Source organism: Candidatus Pantoea formicae, from assembly GCF_011752625.1.
Lineage (GTDB): Bacteria > Pseudomonadota > Gammaproteobacteria > Enterobacterales > Enterobacteriaceae > Pantoea > Pantoea formicae.
The window spans coordinates 48,421-65,874 of the sequence record NZ_VWXD01000013.1 but is presented as its reverse complement, the minus strand read 5'-3'; the positions used below and the strand labels follow the sequence as shown (position 1 = coordinate 65,874).

The window sequence follows — 17,454 nt, the reverse complement described above, 5'->3', positions numbered from 1 at the left end:
ACATCCAACATGAGTAAATAAAATGTATAAAAAAGCGAGAAAGCTGTTAAAAAATCCCACTATGTTTTTTGCGGATGCCATTGAAAATAAAAAACTGAAAAATGCTTTGAAAAATGAAGAAATCACATATGCTTTTCACATAAATGAATGGAAAAGACCAATTATAGAATCCTGGTTTCCAGAAAAAAAAATCGTATATGTACCTTTTAATCTCAAAACAAAACAACAGATAGAAAGCTGGGTAAAAAGAATAACTAACTCTAAGAACTCAGAACTATTAATCTGGGGAATGAATTTACCCGAGCGATTTTCAGCGTTAAATATTAAAAAAACTTTCGTTGAAGATGGTTTTATCCGTTCTATTGGTCTAGGCGCGTCACACACACCTCCTTTATCACTCAACTTTGACTCAAGAACCTTGTATTTTAATTCAAAAGAACCTTCGGATCTTGAGCATTTATTAAATACTTATGAATTCGATGATGAATTAGTCAATCGAGCTCGAAATATGAGAGAAAAACTACTCGAACTTGGAATCAGTAAGTATAACAACTCTCAAAACATAGATATTGATAAAATTTACGGACCTAAAAATAAAAAAAGAATCCTTATTATTGGACAGGTAGAAGATGATGCATCAATCAAATATGGTTCTTTAAGAAGATATACTAACAATGACATTGTAACCATTGCTCATCTTGAGAACCCTGAAGCTCAGATTATATATAAACCTCATCCTGATGTTATAAATGGATTTAGAAAATTCAACTCTAATCCTGAAAATGTTAAGGATATCTGCCAAGTTATTATGGAAGATTTTCCTTTAAATCAAGCTTTACAGACGGTTGACCATGTTTACACCATCTCATCCCTGGCTGGGTTTGAAGCATTGATGCGTGGAATACATGTAACAACATTAGGTTGCCCATTTTACTCCGGATGGGGATTAACGGATGACAGGCAAACCAATGAAAGAAGGGTTAGGAAACTAACCCTTGATGAGGTATTTGCGGCAGCCTATATAATTTACCCTAAATACTTTGATCCAATTTACAAAAAATATATCACTCCTGAAGAATCATTGGATATCTTAATTGGTCAGAAGCAATCTTTAAAACAAAAAGAAACCCTCCCAATAATTTCTGACAACGAAATTACTATTTATGGCTTCCACATTAATGACTGGAAAAGACCAATTCTTAAAAGTTGGTTCCCTGATAGAAAATTTGTTTTCATTCCATTCAAATTAAAAGATAAAGCAAGCCGAGACATCTGGATAAAAAAAATAAATAACACTAAGAATGCTGAAATAATGATATGGGGAATGAAGGTACATCCTGACTTCTTGAAAATAAATGTTAAAAAAACATACATTGAAGATGGTTTCATTCGTTCACTAGGACTTGGAGCCTCTCATACAGCACCGCTATCATTAAACTTTGATTCCAGAACTTTATACTTCAATGCTCGCGAAGAATCAGATCTTGAAAACATCCTTCAAAACAATATTTTTGATGATGGACTAATTGAAAGAGCTAAAGCGTTCAAAAAAGAATTAATAGAATCTGGCATAAGCAAATATAACAACTCTGAAAAGATTGATATTAGTAAAATATATGGAGTGAAAGATAGAAAAAGAATTCTCGTCATTGGTCAAGTCGAAGATGATGCTTCGATTGAGTATGGTTCTAAGATTAAATATACTAACAACGATATTGTGATGATCGCAAGAATTGAGAATCCAGAGGCTCAAATTCTTTACAAACCACATCCCGATGTTCTTAGCGGGTTTAGAAAATATCAATCAAACCCATCAGATGTTAAAAATATTTGCAGCATCATTACCAATGACTTTCCACTTTCACAAGCACTGGAAACCATTGACCATGTTTATACCATATCCTCACTGGCAGGCTTTGAAGCTCTAATTAGAGGTATTCATGTAACCACTCTAGGCTGCCCATTTTATTCTGGCTGGGGCCTAACTGATGATCGACAAGAAAATTCAAGAAGAACAAGAAAATTAACTATCGATGAGCTTTTTGCCGGTTCTTACATAGTGTACCCAAAATACTTCGATCCTATTTATAGAAAGTACATTTCACCAGAAGAAGCGTTGAAGTTTCTCAGTGAGATGAAAAAAATAAAATCTTTAAATTCGGATGGTGATGTTATTGTCGCAAATGAGAAAACCAATGAGAACTCTATTACAGACAGCCTTAGTGATAAAACAAATGAACTCTTGTCGTTAAGAGAACATATCCATTCACTAGAAAAATCCATTTCTATGTTATCAAGAAAAATTGACAATCAACTAATAGAAGTGATGAAGATAAAAAATGCATCTAATTAATGTCTATTGCCAAAACAAAGGTTGGCTGTTTAATGATCTAAAAGAGAAGTTCACTACATATGGATGCACACCATCAACTAACCCTTTAAAAAAAGCGGATATTTGGTTATGTATAAGATCTTCAGAGTTGAAATTATCTCCTGATATTACCAGAACTATTGTTCAAGTGCATAATATGGAACCACATGATATTCATTTGTTTAATGCCTCATTGGGTGTGATCTTTACTCATCCAATGCAGGAATGGCTATGGAAACGCAGTGGCTTCAATGGAAATTCAATTACTGTTCCGATTGGTACGCGTTCTGAAATAAAACCCTTTAAAACAATCCCTGAACGTCCCACTGTCGGTTTTTTTTGCGGTGAAAACAAATTAGGTTGGAAAGGCTCATCAACATTTAAAAAAGTAGTCTTAGCCACTAAGAAAGAATTAGACTTTGATGTTTTGATGATCGGCCGAGGATTAGAACACATAGAAGATTTGGGTGTGTACGAAAAAAGATCGGCCGGTCCTGATGATTATAGTCGAATTGATGTATTATTTACGGCCTCAATTAGCCCTGGAGTGCCTTTAAGCGTCTATGAAGCTTGCGCCTGTGGGAAGTCAGTAGTGACAACTCCTAGATGGTTCCCATTTGGGCGATGGCCTACGGTTAAAACTGGCCAAAATAATCGTCAGCTAGTTAATCATTTAAAAAACTCTTTGCTCAATCGTGAAAAATATCTCGACTCTTCAGAGAAAATTTCTGTTTCTCCATACACCTTGGAAGACTGGACTGAAAAAAACATTAAATACTGTAATTCTCAGCTTTCAAAAAGATTCGATTAAATAAACATCTCTGATTACCAGGGAGATAAAAACCAATCACTAACGAGACGTCATGAAAAACATTAAAATAACCGGGAATGAGGGTGAGAACACAATTTCGGTTCAAGAAGTTAACGCAGTTGGAGAAAACCAATTCAACTTCTGGAGAAACTCTTCGGGAAACACTATTAATATCGGCTCTAACTTTTACTGCAATAACCTTAAGGTTGTTTTTAAAGGGAATAATAATAATCTAATAGTTGGCGAAAATGTAAAATTAACTGGTCATATTCTTATCGTTGGTTCAAATAGAACGGTTAAAATTGGAAACAATACAACAGCACAAGGTGTTTACATTCTCAGTCGAGATGAGAATGTTACAATCGGTGAAAGCTGTATGTTTTCCCGAGAGATAGAGATAAGATCTACAGATGTTCACAAAATATATGACTTAACAACTAATGAAAGAGTGAACCCTGCTCGTGAAATAGTTATCGGGAATAATATATGGGTTGCTGCAAGAGTAATAATATCTAAAGGTTCTGTAATTCCTAATGGATGTGTAATAGGTGCATCCTCCTTTGTGAACAAACCCTTTACAGAGGAGAATGTCATTATTGCTGGCACCCCAGCAAAAGTGGTAAAGAGAAACATCAGATGGGAAAGATAATTAAAAGACATCATGCATCATCTGTAATTAATTTTTTGTTAATATCAACAGAACTAAAATCAATATAGGAGTTAACTTTTACGTTCCCTTTATGATAATAAACGGCATTAACTTGAGATTTTTCTAGTAAATACCCTCTAAACTGCTTAAACAGCTTCATATCCGGCTTAAACCCAGCCTGCCAGAACTGGTGCAAATGCCCTTGATACGTCAATCCTTTGATGTCGTAGAGGGCATTGCCCATCACCTTTAGAGGCTTGTTGTGAATCAGCGCTGAGATCCCAGCCGTACTGTTAATCGTGACCACCGCTTTGGCATGAGTCAGCAACTCTGGCATTGGGAGATCATGTACATAGATCACACGGTCACTCACACCAAACTCTTTTCCTAAGCGTTTAATCAACGGCCCATACAGGCGATGTCCACGGTCCATAGGGTGGTGCTTGATAACCAGATGGCTATCCTTTGGCGCTTTACGCGCAAACGAAAACATCACGTCGTTAATATAATCACGCACGTCTTCATAGCGGCTGTGATTACGGATCTGACTATCGTTATAAACCTGCAAGATCGCCAGGTAATAGCGTTGATCAAGTTCAGACTGTAAACGTGGCAACACTTTGCGTTGCATTACGCCATACAACTGTTTGCGCCAGTAAGCGCGGACCCAGCACTGTGCTTCATACCACGGTGAGAATGACTTGTGATGGCGATATTTATGGAATTCATGGCGATGACGCCAGCCCACCAGATAATACCAGGTCGCATGTCCAATGCGCTTTGCAGCAGAAGGCTTCAGATGTTCGACATGGCTGGCAGGCATTTCCGGCAACTGACGGTAAAATTCAGGGTCGCGTGGCAATGAGGAATGAGCGTTCACCCCGCCCTCTTCCACGGTAATGAAGTGCGGACGCAAATAACCTTCTTCAAATGCCAGGAAACGGATACCTTTCGCCTTCGCCCAGCGACTGGCCGCCTGATGCAATGGACGGCAATCCCCGAAACACAAAATGGTATCGAAGTCATAATTGGCATAGGTGTCGCGCAGCCAACGGGGAAACTCTTTTGGGGTTTCCTGATACGTCAGATATTCACGCTGGCGACAGTAAAACCGATCGCCACCGTTGAATACGACATTCACGGCTTCACGCCCCAATGATTCCAGCCAAACAGCCACATCATTGAAGAACGGTCCCATCGGTCCCTGTAACAGCAGGTATTTCTTCCCAGACAGCAAAATGGTCAATGCATTACTGTGCATATTCAACCTTCATGGTTATTCATTATTGTCCGTAACCGGCTGTTCTCAGCCGAACTTGACCTTAATAAACATCATTAACTTGCGGTAATGACGGATAATCCGCCCCGCTTTCTTTTTTGTAATAAACATCTGCCTGCGCGGTGTCTGGATCAGGTATTCGGCTGCTTCTTCAGCGGCTATCGGTTCAAGGCGCAGGGGATGGATGTAACTTGGATAAACAATCAAAGCCTGATAAATCAGGTCTAACAGCGAGAGGTTTCGGCCTCGACGTTTACAGCAGTGTTCGTCGGTCGTCACTCCCCAGCCCGCATAAAAAGGCAGGCCATAACAAAATACTTTTTTGCCGTGCAGTAAGGCTTCAAAACCTGAAAGCGAAGTCAGCGTGTGCAGTTCATCGGCTACCTGAATGCACTGGATAATGTCTGCATCTAGCGCCTGGTAATCGGCCAGCGCCTGAACTTGTTCGGCAGAAATATCGCCTTTGCGATTGCCCACCAATACATCAGGGTGTGGTTTATAAATCACATAGGCATCTGGATTGCGCTCGCGCACCGTGCGCAGCAGCCCCAGATTAGTATTAATAGAGACAGTACCGGTGAGGATTGAAGCGTCATCCTCCACCTGCCCTGGCACCAAAATCACTCTTTTGCCCTGTGCCGCAGCGGGTAATTTGAAGTCTGCACCCAGGTTATATTTACTCAGCTTGCTTTCAACCAGGCGTTGTTGCAGTTGCTCTGCACGTAGCTGCTGAGCCAATGTCAGTTGGCTGTGATTCAGCAACACTTCGAGGTCACTGGGACGCGTCGCATCGTAGTAAATACCGCGCTTATCCAGCACCAGCGAAAGCGGAGGCAGCAAATCGGAACCTAAACCGGAAGATCGCAGGAATCCATCTTCCATACGCCACACTGGCAGCAAACGTTGATTTGCTTCATCCCGCCAGCGCCGTTCGCCTTTCACGCCCCACACAACACAGGCGGTTGCCGCCGAAGCACGCCTTGAAAAACGCACTTTGTTTGCCGTGGTATGCAGAAAAGGTTTCAGGATGGTGGATTTCCACAGCGTCAATCCTGGCGCCCATAAATGACCGCTCCGCTGTTGCTGGTGCCGACGCTGTAACTGCATCCATTGCAACACGCTAAACAAGTCAGATGCCGCACCAGACTGAGGATCGATATAACGGCAGTAACGCAGGTAAGCCGCAGCAAACAGTTCAACTAATGATGCTGAACCACGACGTGTAGCAAGTGAGCTGGACTGAGGATGACGATCGTCAGTTAATCCCCAACCGGCATACCACGGCTGACCGAAACAAGTGACCGGCTTACCCGCCAGCAACGCTTCAAATCCGTATTGCGATGTCATCACATAGACACGTGAAACGTGGCGTAACAGCGACTGCGGGCTGACATTATCCGCCATCAGATGGACACGATGCGTCGATTGAAGACCCGCGTAGTAGCCGGCTTTCTTTCCTTGCAAAACGTCGGGATGAACTTTGACCCAAATCGTAGCCTGCGGATTTTCTTGTATTGCGGCTGCTAACATCGCAGCAAAATCATCGGCACCGGCATTGCCATAAGTCACAGACATATCGTTAAAGGTCTGATCGACCACCAGCACCAATTCACGATTTAATGCTTCACCCGCTTCGAAGGCTGGCGCTTGGTTGTATTTCGACAGGTCTTCAGTGACGATTGTTTGCATCGCCTCACGCGCCTGCTCGGCTAAAGCGGCATTAGCGGCTTTATCCTGAATCAGACGCTCTAGCGCACTTGGCTGATTGGCATCGTAGTAAATGCCAATGTCGTCAATCACGATGGAAAGCGGAGGTGCGCCGTTAACACCGAGATCCAGCGAACGGATAAATCCATCTTCAAGGCGAAGAACAGGTTTACCCGCAGCTTGAGCCAGCGCTACCGGTTTGGCCGCACTTGGTCGATGGCCCCAAACGGCAATCGCATCAATCTCCTGCGGAATCGGGCGCAGCATAGAAAGCTTCTGACTCGGTTGTACCAGGAAGTTTTCCAGCTTTGGAATGCGCCAGATGCCCGAAGAGAAAATACCGATCATGCGGTTTCTGCTAGCTCCTGTGCCATTAGCTTGCGCACTTTCTCCAGACAGGCAGGCGTATCTACACCCGGTCCGGTAGCGGCCACTTCAAAAGCACGAATCGCAATACCTGCATTCATCAAACGCAGCTGCTCAAGCGATTCTGCCTGCTCTGGCATCGCCTCCGGCAACTGGCTGTAATTCTGCAGAACATCGCGGCGATAACCATAAATCCCCACGTGTTTCAGGTAGCGCGCTTTATCAGCATTACGCGGATAAGGAATCGGTGAACGGCTGAAATAAAGCGCGTCACGACGCGTATTCACCACCACTTTAACCGTGCTGGCCTCCAGCGCTTCTTCGGCAGAGATAGCATGGCAAAGCGTTGCCACAGGCAGTTCCGCGTCATCACGCATACCCTGCACCAGATGTGCCACATCCTGCGGGCGGATCATCGGCTCATCGCCTTGCAGGTTAATGTATATATCGGCATCAACCTTTTGCATCACTTCCACCAAACGGTCAGTGCCCGATTCATGATCGTCACGCGTCATCACCGCTCTACCGCCAAAGTTCGCGACTGCCTGCATCACTCGCTCATCATCGGTGGCAACCCACACTTCAGCCACACCCGCCACTTGCAGTGCACGCTCATAGACGTGCTGGATCATCGGCTTGCCGACGATATCCAGCAACGGCTTACCCGGCAAACGCGAGGAGCCATAACGGGCGGGGATCACAATCACTGCTTTGCTCATTTCCATTCCTTAGATCGACAGAATCACTTTCGCACCCACCGCCAGCTGGTAGAGGATGGTGGAAATACCGCGCGTCACTTCGATGTTCTTCGATTCGTACTTCGGCAGAACCATCAGCTCATCGCCTGGGTTAAGGGTGTCAACATCCTCAGCGTTCTCAGCAGCGCCGTTCTGACGAATGACCACAATCTTGGCGTTACCCGATTTCTGCGTCAGACCACCACACTTCTCGATGTAGTCTTTCGGGCTCATGCCTTTTTCCCAGCTCACTGCATTCGGGAACAACACTTCGCCATGCACCATAACCAGCGAGGTTTTTTGCGGAATATTAATGACATCGCCATCTTCCAGCAGAATGGAGTCGAGGTTCTTCTCGTTGAGAATCACTTCACCTTTTGGCACCACAGTGCGAGCTTTCGCCACAAAGCGGCTAATCAGCTGTGCTTCCTGCACACGCAGGCTGGCTTCTTCTTTGGTAGAGGACTGAGCAGAGAGTGAGGCTTCTTCCAGCTTCTGCAGGGAGAGATCCAACATCTCTTTCTGGCGCTGCGCCACAGACGGACGGTAAAGCTGAATCGCACTCATTTCTGACATGCTGTTGGTACGGATCTTCGCCAACACCGCACGCATGCTTGAACCGTAAGGCAGTACCATCGCGTGTTCGCCAGAATGCGCACCTTCAACCCGTACCTGAATGGTACCTGCGTAGCGGTCGGTGCTGACAATCAGCGTGTCGCCATCCTGCAACATACGGCCTGGTGCAGAGCTGATCGGGTAGTACTCGCTACGCTTCTGCAGACCTTGCTGACGAATAATGGTGATGTTGGTCGCGCCAGGTTTGGCACGTGCCCAGCTCAAGGCTTCAGTAACCGGAATGCTGCTGTCACGGAATTCGAAGTCATAGCTGTTAAACACATCACCCTGCACGCTAAAGGTGTGCTGACGCGGCCCCACCACGATGGTGTCGCCATCGGCAAACTGTGTCAGACCCAGTTTACCGTTCAGCAGGAAGTCATATAGGTTGATGCTGGAACGTACGCGATTACCGCGCTTTACCACGATATCGACATAGCTGCCGCGATCGGGATCGACGCCACCCGCTTTAATCAGGTAGTTGAGCAGAGAATCGGAAGTCACGCCGCCATAGAGGCCAGGGCTGCGTACAAAACCGGTGACATACACCTTAACCGGTTGCGCTTGCAGCAGTGAGGCATAAACGCTGACGTTGGCCTGATAAACCTGCTTTACCTTAGTCGTAATCAGCGCGTTTAACTGGCTGTTGCTGACGCCCGCCACCTGCACAGGACCGACGTTTGGCAGGAAGATATTGCCTTTAGGGTCAACCTGTAATGCGCCATCAAAGGTGAACGCGCCCCACAAACGTACCTGAATACTGTCGCCAGGATTCAGCACGTAGCCGGGGTTGAAGCCCACGGTTGCGCCACTGTCGGCGCTGGTGCCGTTAAACAGCTGGGCACCAAACATACGGCTCATAGTGACAGGTGCGGCTGGAGGTGGCGTGTTGTCGAATCCATCGCTGCTCTGAACCTGGGTTTGCTGGCCGGTCAAAAACGAAGGCAGCGGAGCCGCGCCCGTCAGGTTAGGATCGGCGTTAATATCCACGGCCGCGCTGGCTTGCGCAGCCTGCCAGGCTGCAATCAGTAATAATGACTTCAGTAATTTCATGACAAACTCAATTAATCCCGGTGATCTTCAATAACAGCCAGCAGCAGTTTCAGGGTGCCGAACAGTAAGCAGCACACCAGCAACCAGCAGGCGATCAAGTATGGATAATTAGGGAAAGTGGATTCCTGCGGCTGCTGCGGTGAGCTGATCACCGACAAGACTTTCAGCTTGCGCGCCGCTTCCACGCGGGTTTTCTCAATCGAAGTCAGCGCCAGCTTGTACAGCTCGGTATCAAACTCTACTTTCGATTTAATCTCTTCGAAATCGACCGCCATACGGTTCAGCTTGTGACCTTGAGGTGCAGTGACTTTGCTCTTTTCGTCGTCGATCTGGGCCTGCAGTGACTTGATAGCGTTTTGGGCGCTCACCACCTGTGGCGCATCATCTCGCAGATAGGTCAGCAAATTACGCAGGTCTGCTTCCATCTGGATTTTTTGCCCGACCAAAGTGTTGATCAAGGTCGTGGCGGCCAGTGCCTGTGCTTCAGGGTCCAGCATATTGGTGCTGTTCTGATAGGAGAGAAGATCGGCCTTGCTGGCATTCAAGCGCGCACGCGCTTTCTGCATTTCTTCTTCTGCAAAAGAGAGCTGGTCGCGCGCGATACGGTGCGACATTTCATTGATAAAACGCTCAGACTCTTTCAGCACTGCGTGGTTAAATTTCAGTGCAAATTCGGGCGAGAAACCCTGAGTTTGAATATCGAGTAAACCGGTTTTGTCGTCGTAAGAGACGCTAATACGGCTGAGGTAATATTGCAGGAAGCGTTCTGCTGTCTCTTCTTTACCAAGATGATTAAGAAAATCCAGCCCACTATGGCTAAAGGCCTCGTGGAAATTCAGTTGCTTGTCCAGTGCTGCCAGCATATCCGGCGAGTTGATGTACTCTTTCAAATAGAGTGCATCTTCTGCTGAGCTAGTGTTCGATGCGCCCAATAGCAAACCGACATTCAGGCTACTACTGTTCAGGTCATCCGAACGCTTGATCGCGACTTTGGATTCGCTCATATAGCGCGGCTGGCTGAAGATCACGAGGTAGATCAGCAGCAGCGCCATCGGCAATAGAATGATAATTTTCGCCAGGTGTTTCTGGATTTCCGCCAGTGAAATAGCAGAAAAACGCGTACGCATCGTGGATGCGGCGGACTTCACTTTCATCAACATGGAACTATCATCAATTTTTTATTGGGGTGCTTAGGCACGTGTTGAGGTACGACTTGCGGCTCACCGCGCGACACACCCTTTGTTATCTGGCTAGTCGAAAATTCGTACCAGCCCGGTAATTTTATTTTGTTTATCTGTCACTAAAAGCGCTGAAACTCGATGCTTTTGCATCTTTTCTTCGGCTTCAAAAATCATGGTTTCTTCAGGCATCGTCAGCGGTGCACGCGTCATCATTTGCTCGGCGGTAGCTGAACCCAGCGCATCTTCTTTCTCCATAAAACGGCGTAAATCTCCGTCGGTGATAATACCCGCCAGATTCCCCGCCGCGTCCTCTACCACCACCATGCCTTGGCAGCCGCTGGTGATGCGCTGAATAACCGTTTTAAACGAAGCAGTGACTTTTACCGTCGGCACATCGCGCTGCATGACATCCACAACGCGTGTCAATAAACGGCGGCCCAGCGAGCCACCCGGATGGTAGCGGGCAAAGTCATCAGGCATGAATTTACGCTGATGAATCATGGCAATCGCCAACGCATCGCCAATCGCCATGGTTAAGGTGGTGGAGGTGGTGGGTGCGAGATTATTCGGGCAGCTTTCACTGGCCATATTGAGTTCCAACACCGCATCCGCATTCTTAGCCAGCGTGGAGTCACCCTTGTTGGTGATAGCGACAATCCGGTTGCCAAAGTTCTTGAGCGAGGGGACTAACTTGAGGATTTCATCCGTTTCGCCGCTGGCTGAAATGAGGATCAGCAGGTCATAGGGCGTGATCATGCCAAGGTCGCCATGGAAGGCTTCAGCGGGATGAATAAAGAAACTCGGCGTACCAGTTGAAGCCAGCGTGGCAGACATCTTGCGTCCAACATGGCCTGATTTACCCATACCGGAGAGGATCACGTGACCTTTGCAGTTCATGATCAGACGCAGCGCATTTTGATATTGCTGGCTATCGAGTTGTTGCGAGAGGTTGTGCAACGCGGCGGCTTGCTCTGCCAGCGTTTCACGAACGGAGTCGATCAACTCCGGTTGAATTAAGCCGCTGTGCTGCTCCTGAGTAACAACCTGAGTCATGTCAGTTCCTTTGCATGGGGTGTTTAGCAAATGCTGTCGCCATGCTCACAGCGCACTGGAAGCAAAACGACGAATTGTATTAATTATTCTTTTCTATCCCACCCAGTTACGCGGCGGTTTTATCACGCTGCATGACAAGTTGAAACGCAAGCATTAGCGCCCGCTGTAGGGGTAGTGAAGTAAGCTCTTTTTATTATTTGGCACTACGGCGCTTACGGAAAAATCTGAAGTAAGCAAGGGATATAAATTCGACACTCTATGTAACACACAGCAATATCAGGCACAAGGTTTTTAAGTATATTCTTATTGAAACCCCTACAACCAATCGATTAAATCTTAATCACCCACAAGCATCAAATGATATTAAACCCCTAATTTACGGCGATTAATCGCAAGAATAAGCCAAATTATAAGCGTTAATCTCTTAATGACACTAAAAATTTCTAAAGATGTCAAAAAGCTTCCAGAAAAGAACCGATAAGCGCCATAACACAAGCTTTCGCTTAGCGTTTTCGTCAGGGTTTACCTCGCTACTGATGGCTTAGTTCGCAAAGTGACAGATGAAAACGCCCTTCAGTGGGTTGTCTTTTCTGCTCTTAATCCGCTTGGTCACTTTCCGCACCAATGTTGCAGAACACATCAACCCGACTTAAGTTTGCGTCTAAGTTAGGGCCAAAAAAAACCGCTGTTTATCGTATAAACAGCGGCTTACGAGCGTAAACGTAGCGGTAATTAACGTTCGCGCATCGCTTCCTTAGCTTTGTTAAACGGTTTAATCAGGTAATCCATCACTGTCTTCTCGCCGGTTTTGATATCCACCGTCGAGACCATACCCGGACTGATGGCAAAACGCTTACCGGCTTTGTTCTGCACGTAGTCGTTGTCCGTGCGGATAAACACCCGGTAGTAGTACACCTCGGGTTTCACTTCATCCTGAATGGTATCCGGGGAAATGCTCTCCACCACTCCGTTCAGCCCGCCATAGATGGCATAGTCATACGCAGAGATCTTCACTACCGCACGCTGGCCGGGATGGATAAAGGCAATATCACGCGGTGACAGACGCGCTTCGATCAGCAAGCGGTCGTTCATCGGCACGATGTTCATCAACTCCCCGTTCGGTGGAATCACCCCACCCACCGTGGAGACCTTGATGTTTTTCACGATGCCGTTCATCGGCGAGCGAATGGTTGAACGGGTCACGGTGTCTTCGCGTCCCTTGATGGTCTGCGCCAGGCTGTCCGCTTCGGCACTGGCTTTCGCCAACTCCTCACGCGCCTGCACATAGTATTGCGAGCGCATGTCCGTCAGCTTCAGTTCCAGGTCCGACTTATCGCGCTGCAAACGCAAAACCTCAACACTACTGGCCGCGCCGGTTTTTGCCAGTCGCTGAGTAATCGCGAGTTCACGATTCGCCAAAGCCAGCGATTGATTAAACTGCGCGGTGGCATCAGTAAGTTGAGCGCGACGGGTTTTATACAGCCGGGTTTCGGAGGCAATCAGATCGGGGAAATTGTTCAACTCCGCTGGGAAGGTTAACTTCTGATCGTTCACCTCAGCATAGAGGCGCGAAGCGGCAGCCAACGCGGCACGATAACGCGCCGCACTTTCACCAACGTTGGATTCCGATCGCGTGGCATCAAGACGAGCCACAATCTGCCCGGCTTTCACCTTATCTCCTTCATGTACAAGGAGTTCGGTCAGGATGCCGCCCTCCAGGGACTGGATCACCTGATCACGCGAGCTTGGGATCACTTTGCCGGTGCCGGTAGAGACTTCATCCAGAACGCCAAACCATGCCCATACCAGCGTCACCAGAATCAAGGCGGTACTGATGGTGATCAAACGCACCGCACCGGTGTAGTGAGCCTCTGATTTCAGTTCGCCCAGCAGATCGTCGGAAGAGTCGACTTCAGCAGCGGTAACCAGCCGCAGCTTGCCAGGAAGTTGTTTCATCATGATTGCGCCTCCGGCTGATTGTTACCGCCAGCACGTGGCGCGGGTAACGCATTCTCTTTCGGACTATCCATCACCAGCTGCCCATCCTTTAGCACCAGCACACGATCCACCAGCGCCAGAATAGCCGCGCGGTGCGTCGCCACCACCAGGGTGCGGCCATTCAACCATGCACCCAGCCGCTCAATAAACTCTCTCTCGGTATGATCATCAAGAGCCGCTGTCGGTTCATCCAGCAGGATGATGTTTGGATCGCGCAGCAACATACGCGCCAGCAGCAGTAACTGTCTTTGTCCACCTGACAGGCCGACGCCGCCCTCCATGATCGGATGATCCAGCCCCAGCGGCAGACGACGGATGAAATCGGCGCCGCCGCTCACCGTCAGCGCACCAAAAATAGCGTCATCAGTGGCGTGTGCCGCGCCCATGGTCAGGTTTTCACGCAGCGTGCCGTGGAACAAACGCGCGTTTTGCGTCAGCAAACCCACGTTGCGGCGCACATCCGCTAAATCAATGTGCGGCAAGCTGAGGTTATCCAGACGAAGTTCACCGCCGACTAAATCCATGCCGCCCACCATTGCTTGCAGCAGAGTCGATTTACCCGAGCCGTTGCGTCCTAATACCGCAATGCGTTCACCTGGTTTGATGGTCAGGCTTTTGATGCGCAGAGCAACGGTGAGGGAGTCGGTGTAGTAGCGGAACATCGCTTCGTTGAACTGATAGTGGCCAAACAGCACCGGACAGTGGATGCGGGTCTCGTCTTTGCTGTTTTCTACCGGCAGGTTCATCAACGCATCCAAACCTACTTTAGCCGCTTTCACCTGCTGCCAGCGCGCCAGCACACCACACAGCGTGGCCATTGGCGCAATCATGCGTGAGGAGAGCAGCGAGGCTGCCACAATCGCACCGGTAGAGATATCGCCGTTGATGACCATGGGCGCACCCACCACGATCACGCTGGCATACACCAAACCCTGTACCGTCACGCCCCAGCTGATCAGCGAGTGCATCACTTTACGCATCTCGACGCCGGACTGCGCCGTGATACGAATGTAGCTGTTCCACTGTTGCAGGAAACGGTCCTCTGCCTGCATCAGCTTGATATCTTCCAGCCCCTGCACACTCTCTACCAGTACCGCATTACGCAAGGTTGACTCTTTCATCGCCTGCTGCGCCAGCTTCGCCAGTTTTTTCTGACTAAACAGACCCGGCAGCACCATCAAAATCACCGCGACGGGGGCGATCCATGCCAGCTGTGGCGCAATGATCGCCATCACCAGCAGGAACAGCAGGAAGAACGGCATATCAACAATCGCGGAAACGGTGGTAGAGGTCACCATCTCGCGGATCGATTCCAGTTCACGTAGTTGAGAAATGAAGGTGCCGGTGGAGCGCGGAACCGCACTGTTACGCAGACGCAGTGCATGACCAAACACCCGGTCAGACACACGCATATCCGCGCGTTTACCGAGCAAGTCTGTCACGTGATCGCGCCCAACACGCAGCACGTAGGTGAACACCACGGAGATGATCACCCCGATGTAGAGCACATACAGCGTCGGGTAGGATTGCGCCGGAATGACGCGGTCATACACCTGCATCGAGAACACAATGCCGACCAGCGCCATCAGGTTGATCAGGAATGAACCCAGCATCACGTGGATATAGGGCCGCATATCGTGTAGCACCAGCTTCATCAGCCAGTTGGGTTTCACGGTAGCCAGATAGCGATCCACGCGGCTGTCTTTCGCTGCCGTGACCGGGCGCAGCGCCGCCGCAAAGCGGATTTCCGGCAGCAGCGTTTCCAGCGCCACGGGGGCCGGTTGCTCATCACCGGCGAAATGGACGCGTACCTCATCATCACCATCAAAACTGGTGATTACCCCGACCTGCCCATCCGTCAGTTCCACCGCCAGCGGCAGACGCCAGCTGGTGATTTCCCACTTATTGTCATCGTACAGTTGCAGCGATAAACCCGCCTGGCGTGCCAGATGACGCAGTGCTTTATCACGCGTCTGTTTGCCCTGCCACTCTGCGGCCGCCATGATCATGCCCGGCGAGCAGGGTAAGCGGTAGTGGGTCGCAATCAAGATGATGGCTGTGGCCCAACCGTGTAAGGGTACGCTGCCACCCGCGGCACTGTCGGTATCACCGTTGGGGGCGTCAGGAATTTGCAATTGTGTCATGGCTGGATCTCCACATTCTGGATCCGCTGATTATTCAAGGCGAATGCCGAGCGTATATGTCCGGTGCTGTACAAGCAGTCGAGCTGCAGTGAGCGCAACTGACTGATGGTTTGCTGCAGCGTAAAGCGAGTCTGGAACACTTCCTGTTCGGCGTTAAGCACATCCAGCAGCGGACGGGTGCCGAGCTGCAAATATTGGTCTTGGTACAGCTGCTGAGTTTTCTCACCCAGCGTTTGCTGTCTGCCCATGATCGCCAGACTTTGCGACAGGCTCAGTGCCTGATTCTGCGATTCGCTCAACTGTTGTCGGGCCTTGAGTCGCGCAGAATTCACCGCCGCATTCGCTGCCTGTAACGCATTGGCTGCCGCGTCACGTGCCGCTGTAATCCCCCCGCCCTGATAAATCGGCATTTCGACTTTAACGAATGCCTGATACTGGGTACGGTCTAAAGTTTCACTGCCGGAGTAGTGATCGTTAAGGTAATGGGTGACCTGCGGCTCCAGCGAAATGGTCGGCATATTCTGGGCATTGGCGTTATCCAATTTGGCTTGTGCCTGATTGGCTTGCGCCCAAGCGGCGAGCACGGCGGGATTGAGTTTGTCATCCGCTTTCCCCACCGCGCAGGAGCGCGTCAGGTTCACCGGGAAGTCATCGCTGACTTTTTTCACCAGCGGCCAGCCAAGATAGGTCGCCAGCGTGGCACGCCAGCGATCAAGGTTGGCTTGGTATTGAATTAGGGTGGTGCGCGCTCCTTCGATACGCGCATCGGTTTGGGTGGCATCGGACAGCGAAGCCGCACCTTCGTCGTTACGCTGACGCGCCAGATCGCCAATTTTACTCAGCGCATCCAGCTGCTGCTGGGCGATTTTCACCAGCTGCTGATAGCCCTGAACTTCTACCAATGCAGAAGCGGTGTCATGTGCCACGGTATCGATACTGACCAGCACATTGGCTTGCTCCTGTGCGACACCCGCTTCAGCGGAGCGCACCGAACTGCTGACTTTACCGAAGTCATACAGCATCTGCGAAACCGATAATACAAACGAGGGACTGAAGCCTTTTTCGGTATAAGCATTGGTGTAGCCGTTGTTCATACCCCCACTGATTTGTGGATAGTATTTCGCTTTGGCCACATCCACCTGGTTGGCCTGCTCCAGCATTTTCCCTACCGCCTCGGCGATGTCAGGGTGCCAGTGGATGGCCCGTTGTACGGCCTGATTGATGGTTAAAGAATCCGGCACATGAGCTAATGCCGGTTCGGCGACTTCGCCAGTAAGAGAAGGCAGTTCCTGCTGCTGTTGCGCCAGGCCTGATGAAGTAATTCGGCCTGCCGACGTGAGCGCATCACTGACAGCCAAGGTGTAAGAACTGTGAAAAAACGCGATGCCAGCACATAAAACGCTGAGCTTAGTAAAACGGCGAGTTGTCGTGCCTGATTGCATCAGATCCATCTTTAATCCACCAGTCAAAATAGAGAAAGGGGCGCATCC

12 protein-coding genes are annotated in these 17,454 nt (G+C 48.8%); 3 read left to right on the top strand and 9 right to left on the bottom strand.

All coding sequences use genetic code 11. The annotated features are described in order from the left end of the window. Window positions 1-22: 22 nt before the first annotated feature. The 3 genes from F3J38_RS28005 to F3J38_RS23820 are packed head-to-tail and all read left to right on the top strand — an operon-like array spanning window position 23 to window position 3,831. On the top strand, window positions 23-2,353 hold the full coding sequence (locus F3J38_RS28005) for a capsule polysaccharide biogenesis protein (protein ID WP_205298388.1): 2,331 nt from the start codon (window positions 23-25) through the stop codon (window positions 2,351-2,353). Further along, window positions 2,340-3,182, top strand: coding sequence for a glycosyltransferase family protein (locus F3J38_RS23825; RefSeq protein WP_167142915.1), 843 nt, complete (start codon window positions 2,340-2,342; stop codon window positions 3,180-3,182). Before F3J38_RS28005 ends, F3J38_RS23825 begins: the two co-directional genes overlap by 14 nt. A 52-nt stretch (window positions 3,183-3,234) precedes the next feature. Next, complete coding sequence (locus tag F3J38_RS23820) at window positions 3,235-3,831, top strand: acyltransferase (protein WP_167142912.1); 597 nt, start codon at window positions 3,235-3,237, stop codon at window positions 3,829-3,831. A gap of 10 nt (window positions 3,832-3,841) precedes the next feature. Here F3J38_RS23820 and F3J38_RS23815 read toward each other — a convergent pair whose 3' ends face one another. From F3J38_RS23815 to F3J38_RS23775, 9 genes are all read right to left on the bottom strand, one after another. After that, entirely contained in the window at window positions 3,842-5,092 is a 1,251-nt protein-coding gene (locus tag F3J38_RS23815) for a capsule polysaccharide biogenesis protein (protein WP_167142910.1), read from the bottom strand. Window positions 5,093-5,137: 45 nt separating this feature from the next. Next, window positions 5,138-7,165: a capsule polysaccharide biogenesis protein gene (locus F3J38_RS23810; RefSeq protein ID WP_167142907.1), complete on the bottom strand. Its 2,028-nt coding sequence runs from the start codon at window positions 7,163-7,165 to the stop codon at window positions 5,138-5,140. After that, a complete protein-coding gene (kdsB, locus tag F3J38_RS23805) occupies window positions 7,162-7,902 on the bottom strand; it encodes a 3-deoxy-manno-octulosonate cytidylyltransferase (RefSeq protein WP_167142904.1) in 741 nt (246 codons plus the stop codon). The genes F3J38_RS23810 and kdsB overlap by 4 nt, the downstream gene beginning before the upstream one ends. Before the next feature lie 9 nt (window positions 7,903-7,911). Then, complete coding sequence (locus tag F3J38_RS23800) at window positions 7,912-9,588, bottom strand: polysaccharide biosynthesis/export family protein (protein WP_167142901.1); 1,677 nt, start codon at window positions 9,586-9,588, stop codon at window positions 7,912-7,914. A gap of 11 nt (window positions 9,589-9,599) precedes the next feature. Then, window positions 9,600-10,748: a capsule biosynthesis protein gene (locus tag F3J38_RS23795; protein ID WP_167142898.1), complete on the bottom strand. Its 1,149-nt coding sequence runs from the start codon at window positions 10,746-10,748 to the stop codon at window positions 9,600-9,602. Window positions 10,749-10,838: 90 nt separating this feature from the next. Next, window positions 10,839-11,822 (bottom strand): KpsF/GutQ family sugar-phosphate isomerase, encoded by a 984-nt coding sequence (locus F3J38_RS23790; protein WP_167142895.1) that lies wholly within the window; start codon window positions 11,820-11,822, stop codon window positions 10,839-10,841. Between the two features lie 732 nt (window positions 11,823-12,554). Beyond that, window positions 12,555-13,778: an HlyD family type I secretion periplasmic adaptor subunit gene (locus tag F3J38_RS23785; RefSeq protein ID WP_370661739.1), complete on the bottom strand. Its 1,224-nt coding sequence runs from the start codon at window positions 13,776-13,778 to the stop codon at window positions 12,555-12,557. After that, window positions 13,778-15,964 (bottom strand): type I secretion system permease/ATPase, encoded by a 2,187-nt coding sequence (locus F3J38_RS23780; protein WP_167142889.1) that lies wholly within the window; start codon window positions 15,962-15,964, stop codon window positions 13,778-13,780. The genes F3J38_RS23785 and F3J38_RS23780 overlap by 1 nt, the downstream gene beginning before the upstream one ends. Continuing rightward, window positions 15,961-17,415: a TolC family outer membrane protein gene (locus tag F3J38_RS23775; RefSeq protein WP_167142886.1), complete on the bottom strand. Its 1,455-nt coding sequence runs from the start codon at window positions 17,413-17,415 to the stop codon at window positions 15,961-15,963. Before F3J38_RS23775 ends, F3J38_RS23780 begins: the two co-directional genes overlap by 4 nt. Window positions 17,416-17,454 lie beyond the last annotated feature (39 nt).